Origin of the sequence: Paenibacillus foliorum, from assembly GCF_013141765.1 — a bacterium.
Classification (GTDB): Bacteria; Bacillota; Bacilli; order Paenibacillales; family NBRC-103111; genus Paenibacillus_S; species Paenibacillus_S foliorum.
On sequence record NZ_WHOD01000101.1, the window covers coordinates 21,314 to 44,826 of the forward strand.

General features: G+C 43.7%; 13 protein-coding genes and 1 pseudogene. 1 reads left to right on the plus strand and 13 read right to left on the minus strand.

Annotated features, from left to right (window positions below):
* Window positions 1–120: 120 nt before the first annotated feature.
* The 10 genes from GC093_RS26335 to GC093_RS26380 form a co-directional block, all read right to left on the minus strand.
* Entirely contained in the window at window positions 121–2,652 is a 2,532-nt protein-coding gene (locus GC093_RS26335; protein WP_171654899.1) for a winged helix-turn-helix domain-containing protein, read from the minus strand.
* 110 nt (window positions 2,653–2,762) lie between these two features.
* Window positions 2,763–4,442, minus strand: coding sequence for an S-layer homology domain-containing protein (locus GC093_RS26340; protein WP_246315396.1), 1,680 nt, complete (start codon window positions 4,440–4,442; stop codon window positions 2,763–2,765).
* 76 nt (window positions 4,443–4,518) lie between these two features.
* Window positions 4,519–13,452 (minus strand): hypothetical protein, encoded by an 8,934-nt coding sequence (locus tag GC093_RS26345; protein WP_171654901.1) that lies wholly within the window; start codon window positions 13,450–13,452, stop codon window positions 4,519–4,521.
* Window positions 13,453–13,502: 50 nt separating this feature from the next.
* Complete coding sequence (gene secA / locus GC093_RS26350; RefSeq protein ID WP_171654902.1) at window positions 13,503–15,857, minus strand: preprotein translocase subunit SecA; 2,355 nt, start codon at window positions 15,855–15,857, stop codon at window positions 13,503–13,505.
* Window positions 15,858–16,223: 366 nt separating this feature from the next.
* Window positions 16,224–17,246 carry an NADP-dependent oxidoreductase gene (locus tag GC093_RS26355; protein ID WP_171654903.1) on the minus strand — a complete coding sequence of 341 codons (1,023 nt, stop codon included), beginning with the start codon at window positions 17,244–17,246 and terminating at the stop codon, window positions 16,224–16,226.
* Between the two features lie 198 nt (window positions 17,247–17,444).
* The gene (locus GC093_RS26360; RefSeq protein WP_171654904.1) at window positions 17,445–17,810 is read right to left on the minus strand and encodes a hypothetical protein; all 366 of its coding nucleotides are present in this window, start codon (window positions 17,808–17,810) and stop codon (window positions 17,445–17,447) included.
* Window positions 17,811–17,831: 21 nt separating this feature from the next.
* Window positions 17,832–18,290: a GNAT family N-acetyltransferase gene (locus tag GC093_RS26365; RefSeq protein WP_376768683.1), complete on the minus strand. Its 459-nt coding sequence runs from the start codon at window positions 18,288–18,290 to the stop codon at window positions 17,832–17,834.
* Window positions 18,291–18,331: 41 nt separating this feature from the next.
* Complete coding sequence (locus GC093_RS26370; protein WP_246315373.1) at window positions 18,332–18,904, minus strand: HAD-IIIA family hydrolase; 573 nt, start codon at window positions 18,902–18,904, stop codon at window positions 18,332–18,334.
* 15 nt (window positions 18,905–18,919) lie between these two features.
* Complete coding sequence (locus tag GC093_RS26375; protein WP_171654976.1) at window positions 18,920–19,243, minus strand: low molecular weight protein tyrosine phosphatase family protein; 324 nt, start codon at window positions 19,241–19,243, stop codon at window positions 18,920–18,922.
* A 173-nt stretch (window positions 19,244–19,416) separates the two neighbouring features.
* The gene (locus GC093_RS26380) at window positions 19,417–19,779 is read right to left on the minus strand and encodes a winged helix-turn-helix transcriptional regulator (RefSeq protein ID WP_171654907.1); all 363 of its coding nucleotides are present in this window, start codon (window positions 19,777–19,779) and stop codon (window positions 19,417–19,419) included.
* Window positions 19,780–19,930: 151 nt separating this feature from the next.
* Between GC093_RS26380 and GC093_RS26385 the strand changes: the two genes are divergently transcribed.
* Window positions 19,931–20,674, plus strand: coding sequence for an SDR family oxidoreductase (locus tag GC093_RS26385; protein ID WP_171654908.1), 744 nt, complete (start codon window positions 19,931–19,933; stop codon window positions 20,672–20,674).
* A 10-nt stretch (window positions 20,675–20,684) separates the two neighbouring features.
* On the opposite strand, the gene GC093_RS26390 is transcribed toward GC093_RS26385, so the two are convergent.
* The 3 genes and pseudogenes from GC093_RS26390 to GC093_RS36490 all read right to left on the minus strand — a co-directional run.
* Window positions 20,685–22,136 carry a serine hydrolase domain-containing protein gene (locus tag GC093_RS26390; protein ID WP_246315375.1) on the minus strand — a complete coding sequence of 484 codons (1,452 nt, stop codon included), beginning with the start codon at window positions 22,134–22,136 and terminating at the stop codon, window positions 20,685–20,687.
* Window positions 22,137–22,171: 35 nt separating this feature from the next.
* Window positions 22,172–22,924, minus strand: a complete 753-nt coding sequence (locus GC093_RS26395) for a metallophosphoesterase family protein (RefSeq protein WP_171654909.1) — start codon at window positions 22,922–22,924, stop codon at window positions 22,172–22,174.
* Between the two features lie 307 nt (window positions 22,925–23,231).
* Window positions 23,232–23,336 (minus strand): annotated as a pseudogene (locus GC093_RS36490) (DUF2188 domain-containing protein); the annotation flags it as partial.
* Window positions 23,337–23,513 lie beyond the last annotated feature (177 nt).

A 23,513-nucleotide genomic window follows, 5' to 3' on the forward strand; every position in this document is an offset into this window, starting at 1 on the left:
CAGTTCACTCGTGACGGTATTTGTAGCGAATCTCTATACTTTAGATTAACAACAGTCTGTGCACGACTTGCATTCCCATTGCATGAACATTGCTTCTGCATTCTAGTGTGCGTTTCCGTTCTACAATACCCTCAGTTCTTTGGCTCGCTGCAGCGCCTGCAATCTGCTGTTGACGTCTAGCTTTTTGTATATATTTTTCATATGCGATTTGATCGTTTCCGGTTTCACCTTCAGCTGCTGAGCCATTTGCTTATTTAACCATCCTTGCTCGATCATCTCTAAAATCCTTTTTTCCTGCTTCGTCAATAGAGGCACAAGCTGCATGGTGCCATCTGCATGAATACTCATCATTTGCACCAGTCGCTTAATATAAATCAAAGAGACCTCAGACGAGCTGCGGATAAAGCTATGCTGCCGCATATACAAGTACTCCGATAGCAGCTTTACGAGCACCGGCCCTTCATCAATGAAGCTGCGCAAGTATCCTTGTGGCTCAGCTAGGTGCAAAGCTGCCTCTAGCTTCATCAACGCAGCTGGCGCATCTCCCTTTTGGTAAAGCAGCACGCTTTGTAAAATCAGCACCCGTATTTTATCATGAGGCCGATCCCCCTCCACTATACGGTATAGCCGATCAAGCAACCTCAAGGCTTCAGAAGCTTGTCCGCTTGCCGCAAGCGCTTTGGTCAGATGAATATACATGCTTATTTGATTCATTTGAATGTTATCTGTACTCTTCAATCCACAGGAATGGAGCCAAGCACCAGCCTCATCGGCATAGCCTTCGAGCAGCGATAATGAAGCCTTCTCTGAATCCAGCATCCTCATAAAAACCTGCTTATCCGGCGAGTTAATCCTAGGCTTTACCTGTTCTAACAGCTCGAATGCTCTGCCAGGATTCCCCTTAGCACGGCTTATCCTTGCAGCTGTAATAGAGGCTTGAACTAATATACGACCATAAGGCTCCATCTGTTTTTGCTGAAGCACCCGCTCTACATACATTTCTGCTTCTTCCAGCCGATTCCACTCATACAATACCTCACTGTAAGCACGATAGAAGTATCCCACGAACGGATAATTTTCTTTTCTCTCCCAAACCTTGATCCATTTCAGGAAATACCCTGCCCCCTCATGGAGATCGTTGATAAAAGCTAACAAGGTTTCGTAGTCCGTGTCTCGGAACACATTGCCCGTCATCATTTGCAGATGGCTGCCTTCCGGTGCGTGCCGCTCAAATACCTCCAGATATTCTGACGCTCGCTTAATGTCTTTACGGTACATGGCAATTTCACTCGCCATAAGTAAAATGGAATTCACCCAAGGCTGCCACATCGGGTCGGACAGCTTATCCTGTATCACCTGCAGCTTGGCTTCAGCCAACGCCACTTCCCCTGCTCCTGCCATCGTTTTTATAAGAAAGCATTGAATACCAGGGTTCATCTCCATGTAAGCATCAGGCAGCATGTTTACCCAGCGATGCAGCAACGTCTTCTTTAATTGTAGGTCTAACAAATGGAGCTCGATTAAGGATGCGGCTGCAGCGTAGTGGCCACCTGTAAGCAAGTGCTCTATGGCTTCTTCTATTAATCCATGGTTTTCAAGCCATCTAGCCGCATTCCCATGCGCCTCTGCCCACTTATCCGGATACTTATGCCGCAACTGCTGCTGTAAAAATTCGGCAAATAATTGGTGATAGCGATACCACTCTCTCTGCTCATCCAAGGGAATCACGAATAAATGAAGCCGATCCATCTTGTCCAATCGTTCCTGACAGTTACCCAAACCGGTAACAGCCTCACATAATGAACGATTCATCCTGACTAATACCGATGTACTTAGCAAAAAGTTTTGGATTTCTTCAGACTGCTGTTGAAAGAGCTCCTCCAGCAAATAATTAGAAATATCGCGATGTTGGCCGCCAAATTCTATAATAAATCTAGAAGGATCCTCGCTGCTTTTCAAAGAAAGCGCCGCCAGATGTAACCCACTGATCCAACCCTCCGTGCAGGTTACTAGCTGTAATACCTCTTCATCTGACAATGACAGCTCCATAGAACCATGAAGGTAGCGCCCCCCTTCATCCAATTGAAACCTTAAATCCTGAATAACAATTTTATGCAGCTCTCCTTTGGCCCGCATTCTTGCTACAGGAAAAGGAAGCTCTGATCGACTTGCTATATAGAGATGGATATTGGAGGGTAAATGCTCAAGTAAATACCCCAGTGAGGCATGTATAGAGGCCAGCTCGATTAGATGGAAGTCATCAAAAATAAGTACCAGCTCACCGGAAATACAGGCAAATCCATTCTGAAGCTCCGCTAAAAAGGGCTCAAATACACCTGATATCAGGTTATCATAATGCGAATTTATCCCTCCACCTAAATCTGGATACTCACGCTCAACAGCTGCAAGCACGTATCTCCAAAATTGAACAAGATCGTTATCGTGGCGGTCTAAGGAGACCCATACCGCAGGGCAGCTGCAATGCTGCAGCCACTCTCCCAAGGCTGTCGTCTTCCCATAACCTGCCGGAGCCGTTAGAACGGTCAGCTTGGTATTTAATCCTTCATTAAGAGACTGAATGAGTAAGGGACGTTCAACAAGCAGCTTATTTCGTACATGAGGGACATGCAGCTTTGTGTCTAGGATTGTCATTTAACACCTCCATCCATAGGCTTATCATTCTTATAATTATGAGCAGATATTGAATAAGCTGGATCTATTTCGCCTATTTTTCGCGAAGATCCAGCTTATTTCCTCGTTATCTATTTATTTATAAATTGCAGATATTGAAGCATTCTTTCTAGCATCAAGGTCCCTTGAGCACGAGTTGCATTTTCTTGAGGAGCAAAAGTCGTATCCGTCATTCCCTGAATGACACCCGCAGTAATGGATTTGGCAACTGCATCCTTCGACCAATCCGAGATGGTGGCACGATCCGTAAACTTATCGATTACCGTAGTATCGGAAGCTACTTCTTTACCAGCAAATTGGAATGCCCTTATAATCATGGTTACCATTTGTTCACGTGTAATCTTGGCATTGGGTTGGAAAGTACCGTTCTCAAAACCCGAGATCAATTGCGCTGTTTTAGCTGCTCCTACCGCTCCAGAAAACCAATCTGCGGAGGTAACATCAGTAAAGCCTGCTGCCTTTACTTCTTCAACGGCCAATGATCGTATGAGCAACGCCGCAAATTCAGCTCGTGTGATGCTATTGTCTGGAGCAAACTTATCCTTCTCTATGCCGTTAACAATGAGTTTGCTTGCCAGTAATTCGATATCGTTCTTAGCCCAGTGACTGCTAATATCTGAAAATGTTTTGGGATTGTTAATAATGGTATAAATACTGTTTCCTTTACGGAATAGTGCAGCACTATCCCCGCTGAATAAAGTCGGTACCGGGCTGAAGGCTCCGGTTTCCTGGTTGTACATAACACCTGTCGCAGTTTGTGAATTCACTGCTGATTGCAATGGGATCGATCGTTCTATATATCGAGTAAAAGAATTGATCAGTTTGGTAGAACCATCACCTGCAACAATGGATATTGAATAATCTACAGGCACGCTCAATACTTGCCAGCCCTGATTCGTAGCAGCCGTGTTAACAACAGCAGCTTTGTCAGCCTGTACTTTATCGATAGAAATGACAATCTTCACATCATTCGTTGAAACGCCCTGCTCTCGAGCTATAGCAGCAATATCCAGTTGCTTGAGAGGGAGGTTATAGGAGCCTATGCTTGTTTTCACTTGCAGCACTATATCCTCATTTTTAGTAGCAAGCAAACTCAACACCTGCGTATTCAATTCCATTTTTACCGTATTGCCGGTTTCCTTCACATCCAAAACAAACACTTTCGATTCCGAGGTAGCCGAAGAAGTAATGAGATTCGTCAGCTTTGAAGTATCGAATGTAACTGTTACAATCCCATTCGCTGAGGACTCCTTAATCGCTCCTGTCAAGTTAACGGTTCCTTGCGAATTATCTGTACTGGGTTGAGTTACAGGCGGTGTGCCACCGCCACCGCCGCCGCCTCCACCACCGCCGCCTCCAGGCGTGGTAGGAGAACTGGTCACGGTTATATTCTTAATTGCAAACTCCCCGCTACCGCCCCCGTAACCTGCGATGATTGTCATTGCCCCCGTTTTATTGGAAGGCAGTGTAAATTCAAAAGCGAATTGCCCTTTATTATCTTTGCCATATAGGGCGTCCACATGAACAACATAACCGGCGCTATCCATCATTTTAAAAGTAATGTCTTTCCCCTCTGGGGCATTTCCTGTAATACGCAGCTGGTTTCCGGAAATATAGGAAGTACTGCTGGTAGAAATGGATACGGGTATGGTTGCTGCATAAACAGAAGCAATTAATGCAGTTGGTGCAATTGGAGTTATGCTTGCAGCTAGTAGTCCCAGAATTACTCCGGGGATAAGCGATTTTTTCATCACTTGAATGATCATCCCTTCTTATGTGGAAATTGAGGAGGATGGAGAGAGTGATCTCTCCACCATCCTAACTCCATTATTGAATCTTCATTGAAACGACTTGACTCAACAGTTGCGAGCCGGTTGTACCGTTAATGTTATCGAAGAGATACGCCTTCACTGTGTAATCCGAAAGAGTACCAGGAATGTTATCGAATGACTGTGTAATCACCGTATTCCCAACTATATCTTGCTGAGATGCTATCAGTTGTACCGGCACCTGTGTGGTACCCGTTCCCCTTGTAAGCTCGAATATAACGACTTCGGTCCCTGCATGATCTTTTACCGGTTGAATTGTGATGCTTACAGTCAGGTTCCCATTTCCACCGGAACTCATTTTGCTAGAAGCTATCGCGAACTGCCTTCCATCAAAAATACCGCTAAGCGCCAATGTATCCATACTTTCGATAGATGTGCCTAATGCATTTTTCAAACCGGACACGGTGATGCTATCCCCAATTTGAATAGTTGAACCCGTGACATCCGTTACCGTAATCGTAAGAGTCTTACCGTTGTCACTCCATCTGCCACTATAGCTGGCTCCCAAAACCTTCTGATTTGCCTGTGTTCCGAATTTGACGAATTGATTCACCGTAGCAGCATTCAGCAACTCGCCGCTTTGATTAGTAGGCATGTCAAACGTGATGGTCAAGATATCGCCGTTGCTGATTGCAGATGTAGTTTTACTAGTGTCAGCGCTCGAAGCCACAATACTAAACACCTTAGGAATGTTCGCTTGACCGAAGGAGCCTCCGATTACATACGTGCCGGTTACTTTGGCCGCCATCGTTACATCGGTAATGTTAAGGGAATCTAATGTAAGGGTACCATTATCCTTCAATGTAGGATTAGATCCCTGTTTCCCTAACGTGATTTCCAATGTTCTCGGATTTAACCATTTCCCAACTGCGTTCGCTCCCAAAACACTGGACAAGCTCGAAACATCCAGAATACCTCCGGTTACCCCATTCGTATTCGAAGCAAACGTAATCGTGAGCTTATCTCCTTCTCCTGCCCCTGGATTGGCTCCATCGTTAGAAGCATTCACGCTGATAACAGCCGGGGCTGCTGTAGTACCAAACGTACCCACTGGTATTAGAGATACGGGTGCCAGCTCCTTGAAGCCGGAAATATCCTTGATTCCGCTGCCTGCTGCAATAGTGACAGTATCTCCGTCTTTAATGTTAGCTCCCGCACCTAGAGTTAGGGTCAACTCGGAGCTAGTGGAGTTCCAATTGACTTTAGAAGCATCCAAGGCCCCTAACGTATGCCCGTTATTCACACTAATTTTCGTATAGTCAAACGCTGCATGATTCACTGCCGTACTGAATCTGAAAATTAGTTGGTCACCTTCCACTTTGGCCGTACCGTCGTTAATGATATCAATTCGGCTCAATACCGGATCAATCACCGTACCGAAGGTACCACTCAAGGTTTGTATGGCCGATGCTCCGGTCAGATATGCAAAATGATTGCTATCCATCAGGTTAAGCTTCGATAGATCTATTGTATCTCCAGTCTGTACCGTTGCGTCTGAAGATATCGTTATAGAGAGCACAGTTCCGGAACTCCATTCAGCTTTTGCGTTTGCACCGAGTGTATGGTTATTGGAGATGATAATTTTCGATACATCGGCCTTGATAGTTTTATCCATTTCCGTACCAAATAATAATTCGATCGTTCCCAATATGTTGTTTGCCGAATCACGATTGTTGCTTGTAGCCAAAGCGTTCGTATATTTCGGAAGGATAGCCGGCATGAAGCTTCCGCCCAGTATAATGCTGGAAGCATTCGCAGGAACCGTACCCGTTGCATCCTTGATTCCAAGGCTTGTTAAATTAAGAACATCTCCGATCTGCAGGTTTGCGTAAACAGCTCCGGTTACGGAACCCGAATACGTTGCCAGGGAAACCGTCAATACTCGATTATTGTCCGTCCACTTAAAAGTGGCATAATCCCCTATAGTACTATAGGTACTGCCGGTAACAGTAATCAAATTTTTAGTATTTGTTGTCCCTGCCGGTGGAGTCGCAAAGTTGGTAGGAGAATCGAACGTAATTACGATGTCATCGCCTGCTACAGTATTCAAACGATTACGATCCACGGCTACCGCAGACACGACTTTAGGTGCTGTTGCTGTACCGAAGCTACCTTTGAGAGCTGGTGATGAAAGACCATTTGCCAGCAGCTGAGTTCCGCTTGCTGCATCATAAATACCGCCGTTTATTGAAATCGAACTGGAGTTCGAAATGCCGATTCCGGTTCCACCCAAAGTAATAGTCAGAATGGTTTTATTTGTCGGATCTAAAACATAGGTTGCGCTGCTCCCGAATTTCCCAATTGCACCATCCACCAATACGTTGTTTAAAGTAAAGCTCTTTAATTGCACTGGTGTATCGAAAATGATCTGCAGTTTGTCCCCTGGTGCGACTAATGCAGTACCATCGCTATCAATTGCGTTAATAGCTGTGACGTTCGGAGCACTCGCTACCCCAAAGTCGCCGTTTATAGAAATATTGGATTGATCCACCAATGGAGCTTGATTCGTTGCATCATATATACCGCTCAACGCCACCACACTGATCTTGTCACCCGTAGTTATTGTCGGATTACTACCCAATACAATGGTTAGGTGTGTATTGTTTGCACTCCACGCATAGTCTGGGGCCACCCCTAAATTATGAGAATTACTTACAACTATTTGGGACCAATCCGTAATATTCCCACCATTGGTCGGGGCATCAAAGATGATCTGCAGCTTATCCCCCGCTCCTACAGTCGGTTTACCGTCTCCATTTATCGCATTGATTGCTGTTATCATCGGTGCTACCGCTGTACCGAAGCTGCCTCCGATGATGCTGCTCTGTGCAACCAACTCTTCGGTACCTGTTGCTCCATCTTTAATGTGGCTACCTGTTTCGATAGCTACTGTTTTCATCGTCTCGATATTCGTTCCAGCACCGAGCGTGATGGTCAAGCGTAGATTATCGCTGCTCCAGCCTTGTGATGGATTCGTACCCAAAGTAAGACCACCAAAGTTCAATGCAGACAAGGTAACGGGAGCTCCGTTCGATGGCGAATCCAATGTCAGGACTAATTTATCACCCGCTCCTACTGTCGGCTTGCCATCTCCATTCATTGCCGTAACTTTCGTCACAATCGGTGCTACTGCAACACCAAAGCTGCCTCCAATGCTCAACGCCGGTGTTCCAGGCATTGCTTCTTGGTTGGTTGCTTCAAAAATTCCGCTTTCGCTTTCAATCGTCAGTTTATCCGCCGTTGTAAGGTTAGCGTTGGCTCCTAACGTAATAGTCAGGCGAAGCTTATCTGTGCTCCAGCTTGATGTTGATGAAGTACCCAACGTATGATCATTGTTGATGGTAAATTTAGATAAAACTACCGTTCCTCCATTGGTCGGAGTATCGAATACAACCACCAGCTGATCCCCGGCTCCTACCGTCGGTTTACCATCACCATTCGCTGCGTACACATTTGTTACATTCGGCGCTACTGCAACACCGAAGCTTCCAACGATACTAATATCGTTTTGTGCAGCCAACTCTTCCTTGTTCGTTGCATCCTTGATAAGGTTCGATTCCAATATACTGATCTTGTCATTCGTAGTTATTGTAGGATCGCTGCCTAATACGATGGTCAAGTGAGTATTATTAGCACTCCATGAATGCGTTGGATTTGTACCTAAATTGTGGGTGTTGCCAACGACTATTTTCGTCAAATCGATTCCACCATTGGTCGGTGTATCAAAAATGATCTGCAGCTTGTCCCCGGCTCCTACAGTCGGTTTACCGTCTCCATTTATCGCATTGATTGCTGTTATTACCGGTGCGACTGCTGTACCGAAACTTCCTCCGATGATGCTGCTCTGGGCAACCAACTCTTCGGTACCTGTTGCTCCATCTTTAATGCCGCTGCCTGCTGCGATAGCTACTGTTTTCATCGTCTCGATATTCGTTCCAGCACCGAGCGTGATGGTCAAGCGCAGATTATCGCTGCTCCAGCCTTGTGATGGATTCGTACCCAAAGTAAGACCACCAAAGTTCAATGCAGACAAGGTAACAGGAGCTCCATTCGATGGTGAATCCAGCGTTAGGATTAATTTATCACCAGCTCCTACGGTCGGCTTGCCATCTCCGTTCGTTGCTGTAACATTCGTCACTATCGGTGCTACTGCAACACCAAAGCTGCCTCCAATGCTCAATGCCGATGTTCCAGGCATTGCTGCTTGGTTCGTTGCTTCAAATATCCCACTTCCACTTCCAATCGTCAGCTTATCCGCCGTTGTAAGGTTAGCGTCGGCTCCTAACGTAATAGTCAGGCGAAGCTTGTCTGCGCTCCAGCTTGATGTTGCAGAATCACCCAGCTTATGGGTATTGTTGATGGTAAATTTAGATAAAACTACCGTTCCCCCATTGGTCGGTGTATCGAATACAACCACCAACTGATCCCCGGCTCCTACCGTCGGTTTACCATCACCATTCGCTGCGTACACATTTGTTACATTAGGTGCTACTGCAACACCAAAGCTAATGCCGATGGTCTTATTAACGACAGGTGCAATTTCAGTTGTCCCAGTTACATCAAAAATATTATTCAATGCAGCAATGTTTACCGTATCCGTCATTTTCATTGTAGGATTATCGCCAAACACAATTTGCAAACGAGTATCATACCCATTGATTGGATCCAGCCAACGATAACTAGGCGAAGCTCCATAAGGATTAACACGTGCGGTTCCGGTACTATCTGTTATCGAAATTTTCGAAGGATCAAAGCTTGAATGATCAACCGGTATATTAAACACAAATTCCAGTGTATCACCCTTAGCCACATTCGCAGTGCCGTCACCATTCGTTGCATACACATTACTTAATAGAGGCTGAACGATTTGTCCAAATGTTCCCGTAATTGCGTTTGAGCCACTCATAGGTGTAACAGCTTCACCACTAACATCCTTGATTGCTGCGCCCGTTCCAATCGTTGCCGTATCTCCAACAGCTATCGTTGCTCCAGACCCCAGAGTAATGATTAATGATTGTCCGTCCGCACTCCAAGCAGCGGTTGCACCTGTTCCGAACGTGTGTCCTGCGGTTAAAGTAATACTGCTCAGAATACTTGCTGTTGAAGGCTTGTCCGTCACTGCTGTGAAGTAAACAGTAACCTTATCACCCTGATTGGCACCACCGTTGCCTGTATCATTCGTGGCAACGATACTATCGATCGCAGGAAGGACTCCGATACCAAATGTACCTCCAATTGCTGCGGTAATCTGTGGGATACTTCCTTCGCTTCCGACATTCTTTAATGCGTTTGCTGCGATTACCACGCTATCGCCTTTCTTTACATCAATGCCCGTTCCAGCTAGGTGAATCGTCATTTCTTTTCCTGTAATATCCCAGCTTACCGTTGCTGAATCACCGAAGCTTCCGCTTCCTACAGCAGCTTTAATCAAGCTTACCTTCGAGCCCAAATCAGCTGTTGTTGATATGGCTTTGTTGGTCGGCGTGTCGAAATAAATTGTAATGGTATCTGACGCCTCTGCCCCAATACCGCCTCCGACGTTTGCTGCGTCAATGCCTGTTAATCCAAGACCTCCCGCAGCATGAATGGCCGGTACTTTACTACCAAAGCTGCTTGTAATCACAGCGTCTAATGTCCCGCTTAACTCCACAGACTCCAAGGATGGGTCCTGTATACCTTCACCCGTTGTGTTATACGTAATGGTATCGTTTTGCACAATCGTCGCATCAGTGCCTAACGTTACACGCAGCTTCCCATCCGCTTGCCATACCGCACTAGCTCCAGCCCCGGCTGTGCCAATTGTATGGCTATTATTCAAGGTAATATTCGCAAGCGTAGCAGTGCCGCTCTTTTTATTGATTGGTTGATTAAAGCTAATGTCAAAGCTTTGGCCACCTTGTCGGTATGTCGTATTACCGTACGGCGAAGTAGTCGCAGCCGTTATAACCGTTGGCAGTGTCCCCTTACCGAAAGATGGTGCAATTGCCATCGCAGTACTTGATCCGATCGCTGCACCTTCTCCACCAATGTTCTTCAGTGTCAATAAAGAGTAGTCAATCGTCACTTTATAATCCGACGTTGCAAACACATTGGCTGTCGATCCCAATTCAATCTCCAAGGTTTTGTTGTCTAGCCAACCCAACACCGTGGAGTTCCCCCAAATTCCTGAACTTAATCCAAATGCGCTCAAGGACACAATGTTGGGTTCGTTCGTCGGGATATCAAAGACTACCCGCACGATATCGCCTTCATTTGGTCCCAAATCAACACCTGAATTATCAGCGGTTATGCTGGACACAGTTGGAACTTTCGAACCAAAGCTTCCTCCTATGGTTTGCTGAATCGATGCAGGGGCAGCGGTTTCGCCAGAATAATCCGATAAGTTTTCACCTGTTGTATCATAGGTAATCGTATTACCGACGACAACCGTCGCATTTGTACCTAGTGTTACACGAAGTGTTGTTGAATTCTGCCAAACCGCGCTTCCGCCGGTTCCTCCCAGAGTAGAGCCGTTCACCGATAATTTGCTGAATGTAACCAAATCCCCAGACTTTTTATTCGTTGGCGCATTAAAGATCACATCAAAGAATTGTCCATCCTGACGGTAAGTGGTGTTATCGTACCCTGCAATAGCCGAACTCATCGCCAAGGCTATGGTTCCAAATGAACCGCTATCTATCGCATGCGCAGACGAGCTAATCGCACTTTCACCCGCAGCGTCTTTAAGACCCGCACTCGCTGCAATAGTGATCGAATCACCCTTAAACAAAACAGCATCCGAAGCTAGCGTTACAACTAAAGAGGCACCGTCAGCGCTCCATGAAGTGGCAGGATTGGTTCCTAATGTTCGACCAGCTGGGAGCTGCAAGACCGTCTCAACATTGCTGTCAGTGATTGACTTATTCGTTGGTGTATCAAACACTATTGTAAGGGTGTCCCCGGCACCAGCTCCGTTCTCCACCGCCCCAGCTTCTGCAGCCGTAATACTTGAAATTGCAGGAATTCGTAGATTGGCAAACGTAGTCGTTACCATTTGAGGGCTGCCAACCACGTCCTTCAAATCGCCATAGCTTGCAGTCATATTGACATCAAATGTAGAAACATGCAATTTGGGCGGCACTGCTGCCGCATTTGTCGCAGCACGAGCAGGTATGAATTTCCCTGTAAACACACCCGTGTTTACCCCTTCTTCAGTCACTATCAAAGGAAATCCTGTCGGATCATCAACGGAGGAAACTTGAACAGTCGCCGTCTCAGCCACCAATGGATTTGTATTCAAATCTGTATCCTTCAAGGTTACTTCAATAACCTCTTCACCGGCTGTATTAATCCGCTCAAAAGTCACTAGTCCCGTCATCGTATCCTTACGCTGCAAGGAGACCGTTACTGGCTGATTTGTTGAATTATCCGCTGTGATCGCATCCGTATAGGTAACCGTAACCGTATCCCCATTAGCCGCATCTATAAGATTGCCGGCACCTGTGCCTATACTAAATGTGCCTGTGAACACACCCGTATCAACCGCTTCAATCAGATTCAAATCAACTCCTACGAGATTGGCAGGTGATGTGACTTTGACCGTTATCGTATCCCCACTACCGTTGTCTTTAAAGTCAGCATCATTCGCCGTGACTGTAATCACTTCTCCAACAGCAGCCACGCTCTTATCCACCGAAACAGTACCGCTGACATGATCCCTTCGAGTAGTCGTCGATTGGGTCAATGTGGCAACAGCGCCCGTTCCATCTCTAAGGTCATTGTAAGTAACTTCAACCGCATTTCCGTTCAAAACTTTAATTTGGGAAAGCCCTGCAATCGTTGTATCTTGCATAATGAAATTACCGCTAAATATACCTGAATCGACTAAGGTTTCTGTAAGCGTCAGCTCAAACCCTGCGGAATCATCGGAGGAGCTGATCTTCACCTTTACATTCTCAATATTAGCTGCGTCTAAATTCAAATCATTATCCGTTACGGTCACAGTAACAGCTTCATTGAATGCAGCCTTCACCGGAGTAACAGTCAGTGTAGATGATGAAAATTCTTTGCGAACCAAACGTTTCGTAATCGTAGCTGATGAGTTGTCTTTTGTCTTATCATCCAAATACTCGATATAGATGGGTGCATTGTTAGCTGGGTCAATATCCGTTCCTACCGTGAACGTACCTACGAACACATTGGAGTTCAGGCTGCTTTCAGTCAAAGTGATCGATCTACCTAGAGAGCCAGCTGTTGTTGTCAAGTTAACCGTCTTGGTCTGAGTCGTTGCTTTATCTGTATTCAGGTCATCATCTGTCAATTCAACTCTTACTACCTGGCCTCTATATATAACATCACCGATTGGAGCATTCGATGTATTATCGAAGGTTTGGAACACCCCAGTTACGTGATCACGTCGCTCGACAGTTTGCACTGCTGGATTTAGCAGATCATTCCCAAATACACTCGGATCGAGGATTGTAACTATTCCCCCATCTGCCACTCTAATATCATTGCCTCCGACTGAGGCAGATGGGTCTACCAATCTCAGATTGGCTTCGAAAACCCCTGAATTAACCGTTGTCTCGGTCAAGGTTACATAGAGAGGATTTCTACCGCCTGTCTCATCATTGGATACCACGGCTAACTGTGTCGTATTTACATCGGTCGCGCTTGTATTGAAAAATTTATCGGCATCCGTAACTGTAATCTTCACCGTTTCGCCTGCAGCTGCAAAGCGCTTGTCCACAACCATAGTACCTGTTGTAGCCGCATGTGCCGTCTGAGTTTGCATCATTGGCAGGATAGATCCCAACAAAACAGCAGAACCCGTTATAACACTAGCTGCCTTCTTCTTCTTATCAACTCTTGTTTCTCTTTTTTGTTTAATACTCTTCAATAGAGATAGATTAATATCTTCTTGATCATTCACAAATGGGTCTTTATCAGACATAATAGTTAGTTCCTCCTAAAAATAATGAGTAATCTATTGGGCAAACCAGTTTAATCCATACTATTCCAAATGATTCTCAGCGTTTCTTGCTCAATGGAGCTTATGAATTTGTTAAACATTTGAAAGGTTTCCCTCTCAAACTCCACAATAGGATCAAGCTGCGCATAATTCCTTAATTCAATTCCATTCTTGACCTCCTCAACAGCCTCTAAATAATGCATCCAATTCATATCAATAGAATAAATGAAGGCTTGCCGCTTCAGTTCAATTGCATTTCCTTCAAAAGCTACTTCTTTATCCTTGTAATATTCCATAAGCTGCTGAGTGAACATACCGATCAGTTCGCCCTGCTCCAATTCGTGCAATCGATCCAACCGAAGGGGTCTCTTATAAGGGAACACGCTACCTAGACTTATCGTTAATCCGATCATATCCCAATCCTCCGGGAGTGACCCTTGGCAGAACTCCGCAACCTTTTGTTGAATGGTTTTCTGGATCAGGGTTTGAACCTTGGAAGTCAAATCATCCATTTCCAGCATTTCATTTCTCATAGTGTAGATAATTCTTCGCTGCAGATCGAGAACTTGATCATAACCCATTACACGTTCCCTAATCGTTTGCAGCTCGCCTTCAACATGCGCTTGGGCATCCCGAATACCGCGAGCATAGCGGGGATTGTTGATGAGTGCAAAATCACTGCAATTATTATTCAAGAGTTCATCCATTAGATGGTCGGGGTAATAATTCATTAACAATTCATCTTCGAAGCAAATGAAAAAGCGTGAGCTGCCACAATCGCCCTGTCTGCCACTTCTACCTCGCAATTGATTGTCGATTCTTAGTGAGTCATGTCTTATTGTCCCTATGACCATAAGACCGCCTAGCTCCTCTACTCCCTCTCCAAGCCTGATATCCACACCACGACCCGCCATGTTAGTCGAGATCGTCACGGACCCACGCTGTCCCGCTAGCCGAATTACATCTGCTTCTTCCTTGTAGTTCTTGGCATTTAATACCTTGTGAGGTATGTTTTGTTCCAGCAGCATTGCACTCAGCAGTTCCGACTTCTGAATCGAAGCGGTGCCTACCAATATGGGCTGCCCTCTTTCGTTTACACTGATAATTTCTTCTACGATTCTTATAAATTTCTCTTCTTCGGTAATGAATAAGAGATCCGGATGATCGATACGATTAATCGGCTTATTCGTCGGGATAGCTATGACATCAGTGCCGTAGGTTTTGATAAATTCATCTTTAACCTCGGTCGCAGTGCCGGTCATACCACTAAGCTTACCGTACATTCGAAAGTAGTTTTGTAAGGTAATGGTTGATAAAGTTGCTGGCTGTCCCATCACTATAATACGTTCCTTGGCTTCGATAGCTTGATGCAGGCCTTCAACAAAACGTCGTCCAAACAACAGTCTACCTGTATTTTGATCAACAATGACAGCCTCTGTCTTCGCCTGTTCATTCGTTACAAGGACATAGTCAACATCTTTCTTTAAAATAAAATGGGCTCGAAGCGACTGCAAAATTTTATTATAAAGATCTGCATTGTCTATATGCATCAAGTTGGTGAGGCTCAATGCCATTTCGCATCTATCAACCCCCTTCTCTGTAAGCATGATTTGTTTGGTTTGTTCAAAAATCTCATAATCTTCGCTGGTCAAGGCCTTAACAATGTTATCTATGTAATAAAAATACTCAGTACCCTTGCCAGGCTCTTCGGAAATTAACAACGGTGTACGCGCCTCATCGATCAAAATGCTGTCCACTTCATCGAGGATGACATAGTTGAGCTTGCGCTGGACACGATTAGAGATGTCATACACCATATGATCGCGCAAATAGTCAAAACCAAGCTCATAGTGAGTCGCATAGGTGACATCGCACTGATATTGGGCTTGTTTTTGAGAAATGGACATATTGCTTTCGATACAGCCGACAGTGAGACCCAGAAAACGAAAAATCTCCCCCATCTCCGTGCTGTCCCGCTCCGCCAAATAAGGATTGACTGTAACTATATGTACCCCTTCACCTGACAAAGCATTTAAATAGGCGGCAAAAACAGCAACAGCCGTTTTACCTTCCCCCGTTTTCATTTCTGCAATATTTCCTTCGTGTAGAACAATCGCCCCCATTAACTGAGCATCATGAATCCTATATCCAAATACTCGGAAGAAGGCTTCCTTCACTAGGGCATAAGCCTCTGGCAATTGGTCGGAAAGGGATTTACCGTTGGATATATGTTGTTTCATTGTTTGGGTATGCATGAAAAGTTCATCGTTCGAATTATTTTCAAACCCTTTATGTAAAAGATTAATTCTAGCAATAAGCGGCTTATATTTAGATAAATTGCGATCCACAGAGGCTTTGTGATAGTAATCACGTAATAATCCGAGCATAGTAGCTTTGCTACCTCCATTTCTTCCACTTGCCCTTTAAATCAACGACAAATTAGGCCTTATTATCTAATTAATAGTATCATTGTTACATATTTTTAATCATTTCGACCTATAACTACATATAATTACCACCATTTTTCAACAAAATTTTAGGTATAAGGTAACACTATAATACTTTTAAACAAAAATAAATCCCCCAAACGGGGGGGGAGGGGGGTTAGAAGTAGGGGGTAATTGAATAGTATTTCACTTGAATATCAAGCAAAGTTTGTTTTTTACATTAATTACCAAGTTGGAAGAGGGGGAGATAGGGGTGGGATGCACTAAAGTTTTTTCTGACCCTGGGACTCCAAGCTCTTAATCGCTTTACTGGGGCTCGTTCACTTTCACAAGCATTTTCCCTAAATTCGCGCCCTTGAACAATTGCAAAAACGCATGAGGAACCTGATCAAAACCTTCAATAATCGTTTCTTCATATTTCAATTTGCCTTCAGCCAACCATTTTCCAAGCTCCTGTATACCTTCACTGGAACGATCCGCGTAATCGCCAAGAACAAATCCTTTTATCAAGGAACGGGTTTTGATTAGTTTCGTTTGAATCCTGGGACCGATATCGCCATCCGTGCTGTTATATGACGAAATTGCCCCGCATAAAGCAATACGCGCGTGATTATTCAACAAATTCATGACGGCATCTGAGATAGATCCGCCAACATTATCAAAATAAACATCGACCCCATTCGGACATACCTGTTCAAGCGCCTGACTCAAATTATCAACCGTTTTATAATTAAGGGTCGCGTCAAAATGGAGCTCCTTCTCCAGAAATTGCGTTTTCTCATCTGAACCCGCAATCCCCACCACATATGCCCCTTTAATTTTGGCAATCTGGCCCACAATCATACCGACCGCGCCTGCCGCACCAGAAACAACAACTGTTTCTCCCTCTAGGGGACGACCAATATCGAGCAATCCGAAGTATGCCGTGAGCCCCGTTAAACCAAGAACGCTAAGATAAGCGGACAACGGTGCGATTGTATCGTCGACCTTGCGCAGAGCCGCTGCTTCAACAACATTATAGATTTGCCACCCGAGGATTCCGATGACCTTATCCCCAACGTTAAATAGGCTGGATTGGGATTGAACGACCTCACCAACGACTCCGCCAACGATTGCTTCACCCAAACGGTACGGTTCGATATAGGACTTGCTCTCGCTCATTCTGCCACGCATGTAAGGATCTACGGACAAATAAATCGATCGAACGAGAACCTGCCCTTCTTGCAGATCAGGAACAGGGGCTTCTCTAAATTCGAAATTTTGTTCAGTTGGCATGCCTTCAGGACGGGACAGCAATATAATCTTCCTGTTGTTCAGTTTGGTTTCCATAGAATCCCTCTCATTTCTGTAGATATGTAGTTTCATTAAAGTGTCCAATATATCTGGTAAAAATTCCAGAAAACGGTTTAGTGGTATTCAATGCTCTAGCTCGCACCATAATCGGTAATCAACGGAAAGAAGCCTTCCAAGTTTGCCTTGAAAGGTTTTTGTGCAGGAGGAGGATTCGGTTTCAGACGAGATCTACAATTATTTCTTCTTGTTATTCTTGTCTTCTGCTTCCATATATTCTTCTAATTCCTTCTCAATCTGTTTATTCAATTCTGTCGATTCGGTATGATCTTTATCCATTAACTGCTCTTTTTCCAATTCCTCTTCAATCTCATCATTAATCATATTAAAATCATCCTTATCTTCAATCCCTAGCTTCTCCTTGATCCTCTGTAAATCGGAGTGAATTTCTTTGTTTCTTATATGTGTACTTAAAACGAGTCCAAAAATGACTGCGATAAGCACCAATATTCCATACGGTCCAAGAAAAATCGATATTAAAATAGCGGCTACTATGGCGGCGATTATACCGAATAGGGTCATGTCTATATCCTTTCTGCCCAAAGGGCGGCAGCCTGAAAAGCTTTATTCGATCTTGTACTTTAATAAGGGTAATTGTAAGTGTTCATTCACTGTCGATTTCGCCAGTCCTATTCTTTTAGCACCTAATCGCAAGTAAAATTCTTCTGCATGGGGATCGCTTTTAATAATGAATTCCTGAATATGCATACCTTTAATAGTGTTCATGAGATGCTGCCATAGTGATTTGCCTATTCCTTTTCCTATGCTTGCAGGCTTTATAAACAGCCATACTAGCTCTGCTTCTTCCCCAACTGCTCTAAAATGATAAAACCCTTTAATACTATCATCTTCCTCAAATATAAAAATAGAATCTCGTTGTATATCTTGTTCCGATACCTTCAAGTGTTCTCTTGCTGCCTCAAGGTATTCGGTATCATACTTCCAATAGGACTTAGACTCGAAGGCAAGTTGGCTTAAGTTTTCTGCTTCTTTAGGGATTGCTTTTCTGATATTAATGTTTATTCATCCCTTCCTATTGGATAGAACTCCCTTGGATTACTCCATTATTCGCCATTATCCAATATCCAAATTACCGCATCTAATAAATTATCAGCTATATAATCAGGCTCTGTTTCGGCCCATTTACTTCTGTATTTCCCTAAAGATTCTTCTCCCCAACCTGTTCTCACTAATATTTTGGTTGCTCCGACCGCTGATGCGGCTAAGATATCCGTTGAACCTACATCACCAATAACAATGCATTTGGATAAATCTAAATTAAACTCTCTTGAAGCTTGAATTAGCATCCCAGGTGCAGGCTTATGACAATTACATTGATGTTCGGGTTCATGAGGACATATATAGGCTTTTTCAAATCCAAGTCTATTAAATTCCTTAATAAAATCATCCTCTGTTACTTCGCCACGAGAGATTCTATGTTGATTAGTAAATGCAAATATCCTTAGTCCACTGGTCTTCAACCTACTAATTGCTTCCTCAGAGAAGGGATATGGACTAAAGTCTCTTGGGTGTTTAAAATGTCCTGTCCCACCAATGGTGCCATCTCTATCAATAAAAACGGCTTGATATTTCATTAGTTTCTCCCCCAAAAATTTAATGCCATTAACTTCTTTCATGATTTATTGTTGCTGTTATATTTCAATATATTCGGATACTCTCAATTCAAGGATTTCAATTAATTCATCATCCATAAATTGATAGTCATCAGGGATATCTAAACAAATTATTGTTTTATTCATGATTTCTGTCTTAAATTTATCCCTAAGTCTTCTTAAATGTTTCTTCTCCATTACAAAAATGAGATCCGCCCAACCAATATGCCCTTCTGTGACCCTGATTCTAGCGCTCTCTTCTGTACCAGCAGACTTAACATCATATCCATTACGTTTATCAAATATTTTCTCTGCCGTTAAACTTCTCCATTTATTCCTGCTGCAAATAAATAATAATTGTATCTTGCACACTTCCTATCTATGATTTCCCCGATATCACATAACTTCTTATCGGCTATTTTGATAATACCACATTATGGTAAACGAAATGACAAATACCCCCAAATCAAATTTTGAGGTTATTTATCCTAATATTCTTTCCTTGATCTCAGCATAATACATTCAGCTATCATGCATCAATCCGTATTCCGTGCTCTATGGTTAACTCCCCAATCGTACATAATTTCAAAAATAGGCTCCAGAGTTTTTCCATACGGACTCATTTGGTATTCAACCCGCGGCGGCATTTCCGGAAATACTTTGCGACTAATCAAGCCGTCCTGTTCCAGCTCCTTAAGATGCTGAGTGAGCACCTTTTGCGAAATGCCGGGAATTAAACGGCGGAGCTCATTGTACCGTCTTCCACCTTCATTAACATGCCAAAGGATGAGCATTTTCCACTTGCCGCCAATCGCTTGAATCGTTGTCCAAACATGGATATAACAATCGATATCCTCTTCATTGTATCCGGACTGAGTCCTTAAAAAATCTAAGTCCATGGATTTATCCCCCTCCATTTTTTTCAATTGTACCATAGCAAATCCGCATCTTATTCATTTCTAACTTAAAGGTAACTATCAGATAATAAAGTGCCTTCTTGTGTATCACTGGCGAAAGATTTACATTAAATGCAAAGGAGTGTGTGTAGCCATGTTAAAAAAATGGGATGGAAAAGTAGTTATTATTACTGGGGCTTCCAGAGGAATCGGGCAGGAAATTGCTGAGCAATTCGCTTTAAATGGAGCAAAGGTAGTAGTCAATTATGCAAATCATACAGGCAAAGCAGAGGAGGTCGTAGCTAGCATCCAAAAAAATGGAGGTGAAGCCACAGCCATTCAAGCCGATATTAGCCGTGTTGCCGAAGTGGCGATGCTATTTCAAAAAACTATCGAAGCCTACGGACAAATCGACATTCTCGTAAACAACGCCGGCTTGTTGATGACTAAGCCCATCCAAGATGTAACAGAGGAAGATTATGATCGCTTATTTGCTACTAACGTGAAAGGCACTTACTTTGCCTGCCAGCAAGCGGCCAAGCATATGAGTAAAAATGGACGAATCATCAACTTCTCGACCTCCGTTACCGGCTCCATGTTTCCTGCTTACAGCCTATACGCTGGTACCAAGGGCGCTGTTGAACAATTTACTCGGCAGCTTGCCAAAGAATTCGGACCGAAGGGGATTACGATCAATGCGATTGCTCCTGGGCCAATCCAGACCGAATTATTTACAAATGGCAAAACAGCAGCTCAGATCCAAGGCATTATTAACATGAATTCATTCGGCCGCTTGGGTGAGACGGATGATATAGCCGGAACCGTGCTTTTCTTAGCAAGTGATGAATCCCGCTGGATTACAGGCCAAACTATTAGAGTCAATGGAGGATTTATATAAGGTTAAGGAGTCAGCGATAGCTATTTAATTTTCCTGTGATTGTGTAATCTTCTATGTTAAGGGACACATTGATACGAAATTGAAGCTCTATACTGGGGTTGCTGAACTTAATAATGTAGGTAACCACGTATGGAGTCTCAATATAGAACAAAGTAAGCTTAAGCGTGTTTTTATCCTGCCATTCAGCGTAGGTAACAGCCTCTTGTTGGTGAAGAGATAGGTCTTTAGTAAAAACATCTTGAATAGACACAGGCTTCGTAAAATCAAACCCTAACATTGTATTATCCCTATTCTCATAAATAAGCTGAACCTCCAATTGTTCTTCCTTCATGAACAGGTTCAGCTCTTGGAGATGGTATGGATTTTCGTCCATAATATAACATGCACTCCCCCTATTCGGTATGTCGTCAGGAGTAGGCTCTGGTAACGGAACAGGGCATGTCATATTAGCAAGGCGCTGTTGTAATTCACTATTGTCATCAAGGGATGGGCGATGATCCGGGTCTATTGGGTCCATAATATGCTCATAGATTAAATCCAAAAGCGTTTGGAGCTGCTTCATGCTTGTAAAGCTTGCGGTGGCGGCAATAACTATACGCTCATTCGGTGCAACAAAACACAATTGTCCAAAAGAACCATCCCCTCTAAAGCACCCTCGACGACATAGAATAAATTGATATCCATAGCCTTGAGATGTATCAATCCTGCTTTCACCTCTGCGGTTGTCACTTTGCTCTTGGGTAGCTAAATCAATATAGGATTCCGAAACAATTCTCCGACCCTCGTACACCCCTTTATCTAAAAGCATTTGGCCAAATTTGGCTATGCCTTCGGTAGATAGGCTTAATCCCATTCCTCCCGCAGTAATGCCCATTGGGCAGGTTTCCCACGAGGGTTTTGGAATTCCCAGAGGCTCAAACAACCGCGGCATTAAAAAGTCAACCAAGCTTTCGCCCGTTACTTTTTCAATAATGGCAGATAACATGTAGGTCGCATGAGTACTGTAACGATAGTAACTGCCAGGCTCATGCTGTACCTCTAAGGATAAAAATGCTTTTACCCAGTCCGTCTCGTTAGCCACAGCACTATAGATGTTATCATTATGGCCGGTATTCATGGATAACAGGTGGTGTACGGTCATTTGCGCTAAATGTAAGGATGGGTGATCCGGCAGTTGATCGGAAAAAAAGGATATTACTTTATCCTGCAGGTCCAAATATCCACTATCCCAAGCAATACCTACAGCTATCGAAGTAAAGCTTTTACTAAGTGAAAACAATAATTGCTGACAATCCTTGCGGTATGGCTTTCGCCAAAACTGGGCTGTGGCTTGACCATCCTGCAATAGCATAAAACTGTTTAGTTCCAGGCCCAGTTCCTCTATCCGATCAAAAAAATGTAATAAATGCCTCGAAGAAAGCCCATGGTTTTCGGGCAAATCACTGCGTATTTCTGCTCCCAAATTTAAATCCTCCTTTCCCTCAATACTCGAATGCCCTAAACTGCCGATTTGTTGAAAGAATAAGTAAATACGGCCTTTCTCACAGCTTCTTCAAAAGGTTCGATGTCAGGCATAGACCTGTCTTTAGCTATCCGAATTACTCTCTCGATATCATAAGAAACTCTACGTATTTGCGTAGATATGTTCTTCCCTTGGATGTCAATGATAGAGTAGCTGGCACGGTTATCTCCATCGAAGGGAAGCCCCACGCTTCCACAGTTTACTATTAATCTTCCCTTGGCATTTCGCGTAAAAGCATGATGGATATGACCGAATAGCACCAGTTGGGTTTCGTCCTCTTTATGTAATAGATCAAGCTCTTCCTCCGTCGCTCCGGGCCAAGTAATTTTTCCAAGTGAATTAGGCGAGGCATGGTACAGCTCAGCTTGAAAATCTCCGATTTTAAAAACATACTCTGTGGGCAAATGACCTATCCAATGTTGTTCATCAGCAGAAAGGAGCTTCTTATTATAAATAAACTGTCTTAGATTCATTGCATCTTTATCATTCTTAGGTATCCAATCGGCGGCATCCGAGTATCGTGAGAAATAATTATCATGGTTGCCTCGAATAGAAGTAAGGGGATCCAGTGAGTTCAATAATTCCAAACATTCCACCGGCTGAGGGCCACGCATCACTAAGTCTCCCAGAAATACTACTGCATCCGGACTTTGTTGACGTAAATCATTAATCACTGCTTCGAAAGCTACACCATTTCCATGAGTATCCGAGATTACAGCAAGCCGCATGGTTTAATACTCCCTTTACTATAAGTAGTTGAAATACATTTATTTACCAATTTTAATATAGCGAATGTTCGTTCGTAAGACAAGCCTTTTTCTTGTACTCGAATAAACCCAAAGCTCGCCAAACGAGCATCCCCAGAAGCCGCGAAACAGCCGACAATACGATTTTGCTGAGCGTAAATAGATCAAGGCTGGATTCCATGTGGAGTCCAGCCTTGATCTATTTATTTTACAGGTTATTAATGAACATTAGGTACTCGCTGTGCTCCCGATGAATCTCTCTTTCCTATTGGAAACTATGATTTTCAATTTATGAATAGTTATGTGAGGTTCCTACCGTACCGTCTTTACGATGAATAATTGCACTTTTGTTAGCGTCAGACGCCCATTCCTGGGCTTTGACTACAGCTTCTGCTTTTGTGTCTGTACAAGGTTTTTCATGGAATTAGGGTAATCGTTCTTTTTCCAAGGCATGGATAAAACCCTCCTCTCGGGATTGTCTTACGCTATTACTTAGCCAATAGATCCTGAATCGAAACACTCCTTATGGCGGTGACCCTTGCATTCTAATCATCTGTCTAACTGAATACAA